The organism is Sporomusa sp., assembly GCF_057736855.1.
This window is the reverse complement of sequence record NZ_JBYKYF010000067.1, coordinates 1-12,429: the sequence shown is the minus strand read 5'-3', so window position 1 is coordinate 12,429 and position 12,429 is coordinate 1. Positions and strand designations below refer to the sequence as shown.

At 41.4% G+C, this 12,429-nt stretch carries 15 protein-coding genes; all 15 read right to left on the bottom strand.

Annotated features, from left to right (window positions below; genetic code table 11):
- Positions 1 to 83 precede the first annotated feature (83 nt).
- Positions 84 to 299 carry a 4Fe-4S dicluster domain-containing protein gene (locus AC29Z1_RS06475; protein WP_488270642.1) on the bottom strand — a complete coding sequence of 72 codons (216 nt, stop codon included), beginning with the start codon at positions 297 to 299 and terminating at the stop codon, positions 84 to 86.
- 151 nt (positions 300 to 450) lie between these two features.
- Positions 451 to 1,023 (bottom strand): phosphate propanoyltransferase, encoded by a 573-nt coding sequence (gene pduL, locus AC29Z1_RS06470; RefSeq protein WP_488270641.1) that lies wholly within the window; start codon positions 1,021 to 1,023, stop codon positions 451 to 453.
- A 55-nt stretch (positions 1,024 to 1,078) separates the two neighbouring features.
- Positions 1,079 to 1,426, bottom strand: coding sequence for an ASCH domain-containing protein (locus AC29Z1_RS06465; RefSeq protein ID WP_488270640.1), 348 nt, complete (start codon positions 1,424 to 1,426; stop codon positions 1,079 to 1,081).
- Positions 1,427 to 1,445: 19 nt separating this feature from the next.
- A complete protein-coding gene (locus tag AC29Z1_RS06460; RefSeq protein WP_488270639.1) occupies positions 1,446 to 2,612 on the bottom strand; it encodes an LL-diaminopimelate aminotransferase in 1,167 nt (388 codons plus the stop codon).
- Between the two features lie 220 nt (positions 2,613 to 2,832).
- Positions 2,833 to 4,110 carry an amidohydrolase gene (locus AC29Z1_RS06455; protein WP_488270638.1) on the bottom strand — a complete coding sequence of 426 codons (1,278 nt, stop codon included), beginning with the start codon at positions 4,108 to 4,110 and terminating at the stop codon, positions 2,833 to 2,835.
- A gap of 22 nt (positions 4,111 to 4,132) precedes the next feature.
- The gene (locus AC29Z1_RS06450) at positions 4,133 to 5,374 is read right to left on the bottom strand and encodes an adenosylhomocysteinase (RefSeq protein WP_488270637.1); all 1,242 of its coding nucleotides are present in this window, start codon (positions 5,372 to 5,374) and stop codon (positions 4,133 to 4,135) included.
- A 17-nt stretch (positions 5,375 to 5,391) separates the two neighbouring features.
- Positions 5,392 to 6,435 (bottom strand): S-methyl-5-thioribose-1-phosphate isomerase, encoded by a 1,044-nt coding sequence (gene mtnA, locus AC29Z1_RS06445; RefSeq protein ID WP_488270636.1) that lies wholly within the window; start codon positions 6,433 to 6,435, stop codon positions 5,392 to 5,394.
- Between the two features lie 10 nt (positions 6,436 to 6,445).
- Positions 6,446 to 7,237 (bottom strand): S-methyl-5'-thioadenosine phosphorylase, encoded by a 792-nt coding sequence (mtnP, locus tag AC29Z1_RS06440; RefSeq protein ID WP_488270635.1) that lies wholly within the window; start codon positions 7,235 to 7,237, stop codon positions 6,446 to 6,448.
- An 11-nt stretch (positions 7,238 to 7,248) separates the two neighbouring features.
- Entirely contained in the window at positions 7,249 to 7,899 is a 651-nt protein-coding gene (gene ppaX / locus AC29Z1_RS06435) for a pyrophosphatase PpaX (protein ID WP_488270634.1), read from the bottom strand.
- Between the two features lie 216 nt (positions 7,900 to 8,115).
- Entirely contained in the window at positions 8,116 to 8,532 is a 417-nt protein-coding gene (locus AC29Z1_RS06430) for a TIGR04086 family membrane protein (protein WP_488270633.1), read from the bottom strand.
- Positions 8,533 to 8,607: 75 nt separating this feature from the next.
- Positions 8,608 to 9,366, bottom strand: coding sequence for a 5'/3'-nucleotidase SurE (surE, locus tag AC29Z1_RS06425; RefSeq protein WP_488270632.1), 759 nt, complete (start codon positions 9,364 to 9,366; stop codon positions 8,608 to 8,610).
- 18 nt (positions 9,367 to 9,384) lie between these two features.
- A complete protein-coding gene (locus AC29Z1_RS06420; RefSeq protein WP_488270631.1) occupies positions 9,385 to 10,110 on the bottom strand; it encodes a 7-carboxy-7-deazaguanine synthase QueE in 726 nt (241 codons plus the stop codon).
- Positions 10,111 to 10,112: 2 nt separating this feature from the next.
- The gene (queD, locus tag AC29Z1_RS06415; protein WP_488270630.1) at positions 10,113 to 10,490 is read right to left on the bottom strand and encodes a 6-carboxytetrahydropterin synthase QueD; all 378 of its coding nucleotides are present in this window, start codon (positions 10,488 to 10,490) and stop codon (positions 10,113 to 10,115) included.
- A 109-nt stretch (positions 10,491 to 10,599) separates the two neighbouring features.
- A complete protein-coding gene (locus tag AC29Z1_RS06410; protein WP_488270629.1) occupies positions 10,600 to 11,883 on the bottom strand; it encodes a glycosyltransferase family 2 protein in 1,284 nt (427 codons plus the stop codon).
- Between the two features lie 141 nt (positions 11,884 to 12,024).
- On the bottom strand, positions 12,025 to 12,429 hold a 405-nt coding region (locus tag AC29Z1_RS06405), incomplete at its 5' end, for a CDP-alcohol phosphatidyltransferase family protein (RefSeq protein ID WP_488270628.1).

The window sequence follows — 12,429 nt, the reverse complement described above, 5'->3', positions numbered from 1 at the left end:
AAATAATGACGACAACCGGCAACAATAGCAGCTTCGGCAATAGCTTCATTGCCTTTCATTAACACTTTTTCTGCCACTAGTAATCACGCCTCCTTGTCCTTTAGAATCTCAATGACAATGTCTGGACAGGTTTTCGCGCAAAGCGCACAGCCTACGCATTTAGATTCGTCAATACAAGTAGCAGGCCGATAGCCCTTGCTGTTAAACCGGTCTGCAAGAACTACAATTTTGTTAGGGCATACTACTGTACAAAGTTCACAGCCCTTACATCTTTCCTCTGTAAATACAGGCCTTGGCATACGGTTCCCTCCTTACTATCATTTTATCCAGGAACTTTGTATCCAGTACATATAAATATATATAAGAAAAGACTTGGCTTGTACCAATGGTAAACTAAAAACAAACCCCATGTCGCTTGAACAACACGGGGTACCTTGATTAGGATTATTTTTATTTTACAATTTCAACCGTGTCGCCGGTATTTAGCATAGCTGCATTGCCTTCATCGGTATCAAGATGGCACTCAAGTTGGAAACTATCACTTACTGTGACTAAAACATTATCAATTACGAGACCACGCTCGCCACCACAGCTAACTTTAACCATCTCTTTGTCTTTTACACCAAACTCGGAAGCATCAGCAGTAGTCATATGAATATGACGACAAGCGGCGATAACGCCGTCTTCCAATTTTACCTCACCTTTAGGACCAACTAATGTAAGTCCTGGCGATCCCTTTAAGTCTCCAGAATCACGAACAGGCGGTTTAATACCAAGCTTTAAAGCATCAGTTAGAGCAATTTCAACTTGCGTTTGTTTGCGCTCAGGACCAAGGATACGAACCTTTTTGAAACTTCCCTTTTCAGTTACCAAATCGACTTGCTCTTCACAGGCAAATTGACCAGGTTGGGACAGAGGTTTTTTAACGGTTAGCTGGTATCCTTCACCAAACAGAATATCGAGATGTTCACGCGAGACATGCACATGGCGAGCTGAAATACCTACAGGAATTGGTTTAGACATAATAAATGCACTCCTTCTTATTAATTTTTAATAATTATTAATATTATTATACCGGCTATTCGATGATTTCCGAAAAATACACTACTGTTACAATATCGCTAGTACTTAAGACTTTATCGTAAATCGTTTGCAAAAACACGAGTAAATCATCGATGCTGGTAAAATCCGGATTTTCACCTTGTAAATCATCTAAGGTCAATTGGGAAATAGGTTTTACCAGTACCCTATCTATTGATGCTGTAAAAATTTTTTTCTTTGGGGAAAAGCGCTTACCAACAGTGACCCATACAATGTCGCCTTCCGAGTATTTGTTAGTTTTATCACCAAGTCTGATTGTACATATTTTGCGGCGGCAAACCAACTGACTATGATAGTTAGACGAATAGAAATTCAATGCCCTCATCCCAAAATCCTCCTACTCTCTACGGCTTTAACCATTTTTTTATTCTACTTACAGCTTCCTCAAGTCGGTTTTCAGGTTGAACTAATGCTATGCGTACATAGCCTTCGCCATAGACACCAAATGCACTGCCAGGTATAACAGCCACTCCCGTATTTTTTAACAGCGATACTGTAAAATCATAGGAGGACTGCTTGGTAGGCACAGGAGCCCACACATACATGGAGGCTTTGGGGCGGCTAACCGTCCAGCCAATTTCGTTGAGTCCATTAACAACGATATCGCGACGTCTTGAATACCGTTCTGCAGTTTCGCGAACACAATCCTGAGACCCAGTTAATGCTGCGATGGCTGCTTGCTGGAGAGGATAAAAAATTCCATAATCAAAATTAGATTTTAATCTCCCCAAGAGGGATATTACCTTTGCATTACCTACAACATATCCAACCCTGCAGCCAGCCATATTGTAAGTCTTAGACAGAGAGTTAAACTCTATGGCAATATCTTTAGCACCAGGAATGGATAATAAACTGTCTGGCCGATAACCGTCGAATACTAAATCACTGTACGCAAAATCATAACAAATAAGAATATTATGCCGTTTAGCAAAAGCAACCACTTCTTCCAAAAATTCACGTGGTGCAGTAGCTGCTAGAGGATTATTAGGATAATTTAAAATCATCATTTTTGCCCGTCGCAATATGGTTTCATCAATAGCTGATAAATCAGGCAAATAGTTATTCTCTGAAGTTAATGGCATCCGGTAAAGTTCAGCACCGGCAACAAGCGGACCGGCACTAAAGATTGGATAGCCTGGGTCGGGTACGAGCACAACATCACCAGGATTAATCAGGCACAAAGCAATATGAGCCAAACCTTCCTGAGATCCAATCAGGGAATGTACTTCGGTAGCAGGGTCCAGTTCAACGCCAAATTTGTTATGATACCAGCCGGCAATAGCCTCTAACAATTCAGGTATCCCTTTGGATAAGGTGTAACCATAATGTAAGCAATCAGTAACAGCATTCTTTAATGCTGCTACAATATGTGGTGCTGGTGCCATATCAGGGCTACCGATACTTAGGGTAATTACATCTTTTCCTGCGGCAACCTCTGCTTTGCGCATGTCGTCAATTTGCGTAAAAATAGCTGAAGTTAGTGCTTTCATACGGTCGGCTTGCTCAAACATATGTTTGTCCTCCAATGATCAGAGATAGAAACAATATTTGCGAACTATGTGTTTATTGTTATTATTCAATATTATTAAGACAAATCCTGTTGGCAAGCCGAAAAAAATATATTTTATCTTTACGCTGAGTCGTAATTTCCAGCGCTTCAGGCGTCAAATCAACTAGGTTGCCCCTCCTTATCCCCTAATGTTTCAGCTTTACTGAAACAAATTCACACTGCTATTTATTCACTAAACGCATTGCGCGTCGTTGCACCTCACTCATCAGTCGTTCCTCATCGATAGTAGTAAGCATTCGATTATCAAGCAATATTTTGCCGTCAACAATGACAGTATGAACATCGCGAGCGTTAGCAGCATACGTTAAGAGCGACAGACGGTCATGCTGCGGATACCAATGCGGTTCCTGCATATCAAAAATAGTAATATCTGCTTTATAGGATGGTTCTATTTTACCAGTAATTGCCGTTAGACCTAACGCGTCAGCGCCATTCACGGTAGCCATATCTACTGCAACCTTTGCAGGAACAGCCAGTGGATCAAGACGGTGAACTTTATGCAACATAGCAGCCAACCGAAGTTCTTCAAGCATGTCCAGATTATTATTGCTGGCCGCGCCGTCAGTACCTAATCCAACACAAATTCCCGCTTTGAGCATATCTGGAACTGGTGCAACCCCACTGGCTAACTTCATATTACTGCCAGGATTATGGGCAACTCTAACTCGTTTTTCTTTCATGATAGCTATGTCAGCAGGTGATACATGCACGCAATGCGCCGCCAATGTGCCGTGATCAAAGAGCCCGATTTCAGCCATTAAAGCAATCGGGGACTTGTCGTACTCTTTTTGGCAGCTAGCAACTTCCCCTGCTGTTTCTGACAGATGGATATGGATCTGTGCTCCTAGCTTAGCCGCAAGGTCTGATACTTTTTTAAGATAATCGGGCGGACAAGTATAGGGAGCATGTGGCCCTAACATAACTGTAATACGGCCATTAGCGGCATTATGCCATTCTGTATAAAAATTCTCACTTTCGGCTAATGCTTGATTAGCATTCGGTGATACGCCGGCCATCCCTCGTGCTAAGACCGCACGAATCCCTGTTTCTTCTACAGCTCTGGCGACCTCAGGCATAAAGAAATACATGTCAGCAAAACAGGTAGTCCCCGTTTTCAGCATTTCCGCTATAGCTAACTTTGTCCCCCAATAGACATCATCGGCCGTAAGGTTTTCTTCTGCCGGCCAAATCTTTGTTTGTAGCCAGTCCATGAGCATCATGTCATCAGCATAGCTGCGAAATAATGTCATAGCCGCATGCGTATGGGTATTAATAAAGCCAGGAATTATAAGTTTATTTCTACAGTCGATAACTCGCTGTGCTGGTTCGTCAATCATTCCTATTTTGGTTATTACAGAACCACTGATAGCGATATCTGTTTGCCGAACTTGTCCATCGGCACACAATACCTCGCCGCCTTTTAGGACGATATGTAACATCAATATGCCCCCCTTTATGCTCCTAAGCTTGACGCAAATATGCCTCTTGTTCCGGAGTAAGACGGTCAATACTAAAGCCCATAGCTTTTAGTTTGAGTGCAGCAACACGTTTATCCATTTCTTCAGTAACGGTATATACTTTCTTATCCAAAGAAGCATGGTTGTTGGCAATATGGAGAACAGCAAGTGTCTGCATGGCAAATGATAAATCCATAATTTCCGTTGGATGTCCGTCGCCTGCTGCCAGATTAACTAAGCGTCCTTCTGCCAGAAGGTATAATTTGCGACCGTCAGCCATGACAAATTCTTCGATATTTTTCCGTACCACCCTGCGGCTTTGAGCGAGTGAGGCCAAATCGTCTTTATTAATCTCGACATCGAAGTGACCGGCATTGGCCAAGATTGCCCCTGATTTCATGACTTCCATATGGCTACGACGAATAACATCTTTGCAGCCTGTCAGAGTAACGAAAATATCGCCACGGGAAGCAGCTTCCTGCATGGGTAATACTGTAAAGCCGTCAAACACAGCTTCTATGGCCTTAATGGGATCAATTTCAGTAATAATAACGTTAGCGCCCAACCCTTTGGCTCGCATGGCTACCCCTTTGCCACACCAGCCATAACCGGCAACAACTACGGTTTTACCGGTAACTGTGAGATTCGTTGTCCGCATAATCCCATCCCAAGTAGATTGTCCGGTACCGTACCGATTATCAAACAGATATTTGCAGTAGGCGTCATTTACAGCAATCATTGGGAATTTAAGCCGTCCCGACTCAGCTAATGCTTTTAAGCGCAGTACTCCGGTTGTGGTTTCTTCTGAACCTCCAAGGATGTTTTCAGCCATTTCGCTGCGCTTGCCATGCAGCAAAGATACTAAATCACCACCGTCATCAATAATGATATCAGGTTTAGTATCTAGAGCTTTATGTAAAAATGCTTCATATTCTTCGGCTGTAGTGTTATACCAGGCAAACACTTTAACCCCTTGTGAAGCCAGAGCGGCGGCAACATCATCTTGGGTGGATAGCGGGTTACTGCCAGTCACAGCTACATTGGCTCCGGCATTTTTAAGCACCAGTGCCAAATAAGCAGTTTTTGCTTCCAAATGCATGGTTATTACTATATTTTTACCAGCCAACGGTTTGGTTTGAGATAGCTCATCATTAAGAACATTCAGGACAGGCATAAATTCTTTAACCCAATTAATTTTATCCATGCCCTGAGGTGCTAAGTTGATATCTCGAACAATGGATTCCACAGTAAAATCTCCTTCCTTTACTTACATTGTTTTGATAATTGTAAAATAGCTTGATCATAGGGAGAACGCAATATACCGTATTCAGTAATAATGGCAGATACCAGGGTATTCGGGGTTACATCAAACGCAGGGTTGAATACCGTAACTCCCGGTGGTGCTACACAGTTACCGCCAAAAGAAGTAATCTCAGTAGCACACCGTTCTTCAATCGGAATTTCAGCACCACTCTTAATTGTAAAATCAAAAGTAGATGTTGGTGCCGCTACGTAAAATGGAATGTTATGTTCCTTAGCTAGTACAGCCACACTGTATGTCCCAATCTTATTAGCAACATCACCGTTCAGCGCAATTCGATCGGCCCCAACGATAACAGCCTGAACCATATTGTTTTTCATGACCCAGCCTGCCATATTGTCAGTAATTAAGGTAACAGGAATGCCATCCTGCATCAATTCCCAGGCCGTAAGCCTGGCACCTTGCAATAGGGGTCTGGTTTCATCGGCAAAAACGCGAGTAATGTTGCCCTGCGACCATGCCTGACGAATAACGCCAAGTGCCGTACCAATAGCTACTGTTGCCAGAGCTCCGGCATTGCAATGAGTCAGCACGGCAGTAGGAGTAGTAAATAATTTTGCTCCATGTACAGCCATTTTTTCGTTAACTGCTTTATCTTCTTGCGCAATAGCCAGAGCTTGCTGTTCTAATGCAGCAATAGCTGCCTGGGTGTCAGACGGTTTAGGCAAAGTGTCAAACACAGCCAGCATGCGGTCAATTGCCCAAAACAAATTTACTGCCGTAGGCCTAGTCTGTCGCAGGGCTTCGGCTATATCACGCAGTTGGTACTTAAACTCAGGCAAAGAAAGCCCGGCAATTTCTTTAGCTCCTAGTACCAGAGCAAAAGCTGCTGCCGCTCCAATGGCTGGAGCGCCGCGTACTTCCAAACGTTTTATGGCTGTCGCTACCCGCCGCCAATCATAGCAATCAATATATTCCACTTTCGTAGGTAATAGAGTCTGGTTTAATAAGGTAAGGCAGTTATTTGACCAAATAATGGAGTGCATACGATTCCCCCTACAATGTAAAACCACCATATTCAGCTAACGCATGCTTGCACATACAGTCGGCTTCTGGTTCTAAATGTTCTATAGCAGACAGAATAAGCTGTTTGATATTCTCTGTATTGGCCGTCATAGTCTCCACAACTTCCTGATGAGTTAACGGATGTGGCGAAATACCGGCAGCGAAATTTGTAACCATGGACACAGTAGCATAGCATATTTCAGCTTCTCTAGCCAATATGACTTCAGGCACATTGGTCATACCTACTACATCACCGCCTAATTTAGCGAACATCTTGATTTCGGCAGGTGTTTCAAAGCGTGGCCCCTCAGTACAAACATAGGTTCCTTGCTGATGAATGCTAATCCCCAATTTTTGGGCAGCTTCGGACAATACTTTACGAATTGACGGACAATAGGGTGTTGTCACATCAAGATGTACTACCCCTCGTTCTCCACCTTCAAAAAATGTGGTTGTCCGATTTTTTATGAAATCAAGAAATTGATCTATGAGAACAAAATCACCTGGTTTCATAGCAAGATTAAGCGACCCCACGGCTGTTGTGGCAATAATATTTTGTACCCCTACTTTTTTCAGCGCCCAGATATTGGCCCGATAATTTATTAAATGCGGCGGGATAGAATGATTACTGCCATGGCGGGGCAGAAATGCCACTTCCTTGCCAGCGTATTCGCCACTTTTAAAGCGTACTACACCATAAGGAGTAGCAATTTCCTGTTCGCGGATATTATTAAGAATTCGCGGATCATATACCCCAGTTCCACCAATAATTGCAATTTTCATAATGTCTCACCCTACCTTTTTTTTAATTCACAAATAGTAAGCAAATCATCAATGGTATATAGAATATAGTCAGGGTTCTCTGCTAATAGGCTGTCCCATGATACTTTAGTCCAACGGACTGCCGCGGTTTTAACCCCGGCATCACGTGCACTGATTAAGTCAAAGGGACTGTCGCCAACCATTAGACAGTCAGATGGCGCAAGATTTATTTTTTCAAGTGCCAACAAGACTGGTTCCGGATCAGGTTTATGCTTTTGGCATTCCTCGTGACCTATCACCACAGTAAAATATTTATCCATATCAAACAACTTAAGTCCTCTGATAGCGGTACTTTTGGTTTTTGAAGTCACAATTGCCAATAGAACGCCTGCATTATAGAGTTTTTGGATGGTCTCAGCTACGCCTTCAAATCCTGTTGTAAGCTGGTCATGGTGTGCCAAATTAAATTCACGATAGGTTCTGATCAGCTCTTCTACTTTATCAGGTCCATAATATTCCATAGCAGCTTTAAGCGGTTTACCAAAAAAAGCGTAAATTTCTTCAGGTGTTAACAGTCTTCCATAGTGTAAATTAAAAGTATGTTGAAACGAACGAATAATCAAATTTGAGGTATCAATAAGTGTGCCATCAAGATCAAATAAAATGCCTTTAAATTTCAACATGCGTCCTCCTGTTAGGAGATTATGTATAACAAAAATGGAGGGCCTGCCTAAGCCCCTGACAGCAAAAGTTGTTATTGCCAAATATCATGTAAGCAATATAAAACGTATTACCCAACAATTGCATGACACAACCTGCCTATCATGCCATGATTTATAAGGTATTACAATAACATTCCAGTTAAATAAGCCAATCCCTGCTGATTAATCAAATGTAATTTATAAATTTACACCAATAAAACCACCAAGTATTCCCGCTAAGCTAGCTGCGACAAGTTTATTACCTAATATAAGCCACGACACTTCCGCTTGGCCTAACTCAAGACCGATGCCGACCGAAAACAGTACATATATAATACCGACAGCCCAGCCGACAAAAAAGCCCTTGCTAGCAATCTGTTTGGTTGCATATATACTGCCGGCAAAAATACTGGTCATAGTTACTGCAACCATTATATACTCGATGTAATTATCAATAAATTGACTATCAAACAGTAGACTGATTAGCGATAGGAATAAAGCACCAAACAACGATACGCCTATACTCACAGTCACTCCTTTAAAGATAGCCATTGAAATGTTCGAGTTTCGCGAAGTTTGGGAATAATGTCTTGCACGTCGGGAAAGTTTGGCCATAATACTCCCTCCTGAAAATCATTTACTGTAAATTTATGCAAATTATGGCCAAATATACCGAACTTAACAACAAGATTATAGTTCCCATTGTTTTAACAAGTTGATAATCCCATAGTTAGTTAAATCAAAGTGGATTGGGGTAACCGATATATTGCCATTTTTAACAGCAACAATATCGCTATCCGGATCATTCTCCGATTCGGAAACATGCCCGCTCATCCAATAATAAGTACGCCCACGCGGATCCAAACGCCGCTCAAAGGTATTCTCATAACTGCGTACCCCCAGCTTAGTTATTTTTATACTTTTAAGCTGATCTTCTGGTAACGCAGGAACATTGACGTTTAACAACGTATTTGGCGGCAATTTTTTAGCAATCATGGTTTCAACTATTCTTCTGGCTGTTTTGGCCGCTGGAGTAAAATCATATACCTGCCAACTGTCTAATGACATAGCAAGCGCTGGCAGACCGTGCAACGCTCCTTCAATAGCAGCACTCACAGTACCAGAATATAACACATCTGTACCTAAATTTGATCCCTGATTGATGCCAGATACAATAATATCAGGACGATCATCGATCAATAGGGATTCCAAAGCAACTTTTACGCAATCGGTGGGAGTACCGCCAACCCGCCAAGCATTGATACTCGGATCATCCAGGGGATGTTTATCTACCCAGATTGGATGATGTACAGTAATTGCCTGACTGGAAGCACTTTTTTCACTGTCAGGTGCAACCACTGTAATTCTAGCAATTTGCGCCAGCTCCTGCCATAATGCTTTTATCCCTGGCGCAAGTATACCATCATCATTCGTTAAGAGTATATGCAAAAGCAAAACCTCCCCATATCATAATTGGCCCATTAACTTATGGGTTTGTGGAATAACGCGAACATGCTTAAGTAAGGCTAACGCTTGCGCCTGATAAACCAGCATAGCATCAGGCGAAACGGCTTGGCAACCGTTAATTGGTGTAACTGGCTGCAAAATTACTGGAATCGTATTATCGACGGCAGCCACAAGTTCAAAAGCCTGACGAAGTTCCATGTTACTGCTCTGCCCAGATATTACAATCTTAACAAAAACTTCTTTGGCCGCTGCCAAACGCAAAAATTCATAATGTTCTTTCCAAAAGTGCTTACCAGTAGTACTTGGCAGTTTTATATCCATGCTGACAATATCAATATATGGCAATACAGTAGCCAGTTGCTCAAACAGAGTCCCATTGGTTTCCAGATAGAGTGGCGCTTTAAGCTTTGGCGCCAATTCAGCGATATGTTTTGCCTGGCATAACGGCTCACCGCCGGTAAGACTAATCGAATGATGCCTTATTGTCAGCAGTGAATTAATCATTTGTGCAAGATCATCAATGGATACAGGGTTAACTATTTCAATAAAATCGCGTTTTCCTGGAATCCGCTCCACTCTAGCATGGGTAGAAAGCTGACGGGAATCAGGTGTATCACAATAGGTGCAGGTTAAATTACAGCCCGCAAAGCGCACAAATACTTGTCTTGTTCCAACATATAAACCTTCACCCTGAATCGAAGAAAAGATTTCAACAAGATTTATCATACTTACTCCTGTGGACAATACTTGACAGCAGATTTTGGCGACTCCCAAACTTGGACGCAACGAACTTTGATATTATGCTGAAACGCCGGGCTTGCCGATAGTGTGTCATAAATATATTTTGCTATATTTTCAGCAGTTGGATTGATGGTTTTAAAGGCCGGAAGCTCATTAAGGTAATAATGGTCCAGACTATCTATGACTTTATTAACTTCTGCCTTGAGGTCTTTAAAATCCATAACCATACCTAAATGATTAAGTTCTTGACCAGTAACGGTGACTTCCACCTTCCAATTGTGTCCATGTAAACGGCAGCATTTACCTGGATAATCAGGCAACTGATGAGCAGCTTCGAATTCAGTAATAATAGTTAAATCGTACATATAAACGCCTCCTTATCAATCGTTTTATAGTTATTTAGAAGTATATTTTAACATATGGTATCAAGATATACAGTATATATACAAAAAAAGATGAGTATCCACTCACCTTTTATTTGATCGCTTGCTTACCTAAGAGATTTTCTTTAGAGAATTCGTTAGAATTACTTAGAAGTATGTCATGATAGCTAAGGCTGCGAGTATGCGGGGTATGACTCCAATTTCGGTCATTACGATGCAGGAACCCTAAGAATGTAATGGGTATCCAACTATATATAAACAATGGATAGAAAATGGAGTAAAACCAGGTTTTCCAACTAGCCCTAATCTTCGCTAACACAATGATAGGAAATAAATACTGGCCAATAGCAATAATCCGCCACACTTCTATTGGCAGAATCATAAAGAGAATATTGGTATAAAAAGGTATAACTGAATAGATATAGCTCAACAAAACAAAAGTTGTGGACAGAAGAAGAAAATGTGGTTGAACCAGATGAATAACACCATCCAGAAGTCTTATATCCCGGCGTTTTATTCCTTCAATAATTAATTTAGGAATATAACGACTAGCAACGTCAAAATGGCCTTGAGCCCAACGTTTGCGCTGTCTCCATGATTGCATAAAAGTCAGCGGCTTTTCATCGTAAACGATGGCATCATGTGCCCAAGTTGTACGAATTCCTATTAAGAGGGTTTTCATGGTAAACTCCATGTCTTCGGTTAGGCAAGTAGCCCCCCAGCCAAACCTTTTTAAAATATCGGTGGAAATACACATTCCGGTACCACCAAGAACACTGGATAAGCCTAAATTGTATTTAGCCAAATGCCATATATGATTGACAACCCAGAACGATATAGCAAAAGTAGCAGAAATCCAGGTATCATTCGGATTCTTCGCATCAAGATACCCCTGAATAACTTTTTCTCCCTTGCATAAACGGCTATTCATTTCCAGGAGAAAATTGGTATCTACCAAATTATCAGCATCAAAAACAACAACAGCATCATATTGCTTTGGCAGTGCAAATAATTTTTCAAACATCCATTCCAACGCATAACCTTTGCCCCGCTGTTCCGAGTTAAAGCGTTCATATACAATTGCACCAGCTTCTTTAGCAATATGTGCCGTTTTATCTTTACAATTATCTGCTACTACATAAATATCGTAAAGTTCCCGGGGATACTTAAGTACCTGCAGATTCTCTACTAATTGTCCAATTACTTGTTCTTCATTGTGTGCTGCAACAATTACTGCAAAGGTGTGTTTGGGTGTTAATATTTTTTCTTCACGACGTTTAACGATCCCAAAAAGCGCAATAAAAAAGTAATACAAAGTAAAAAATACAATAATGAGCTGCATGGGAATCATTATGTAGTCAAAAATATAATTCATGGACTATTCTCCTTACAGAACCCTGTTCTTCAATGGATAATATAAACATAACGAGATTTTACCAATTATTTATCTAATATTCACTACTAACATAATATGCTGCAAAATCAGCTACATGCCCTTTTTCTGACAGCTATTCAGCTACTTAGCTGAACGGCCGTCAAATAACGCAAATGTTGTATTTAAGATGCCAAACAGCGCAAAAGCAAAAAATGGGACAAAGAAAATGGCATCCAGAGTCAAAAATAGAATATAGGCTCCTACCACAATAGTAATAATCGCAGGAATTTTACGAATGGGTTCTCCTTCTTTGCCTTTAAAGTCAGGATATCTAATCGTGCTTACCATGAGATAGGCAAATATTGCCACCATCACAGGAAAAATCCACCCTGACGGCTTGATGCCAATCAAAATAAACGTGGCAACAACACAGCCTGCGGCCGGAATGGGTAAACCCATAAAGTACCCCTTAACGATGCCGGTATTAACATTAAACCTTGCAAGCCGAAGCGCGCCACAGGTTGCGAAAGCTGCGGCAATAAAAGC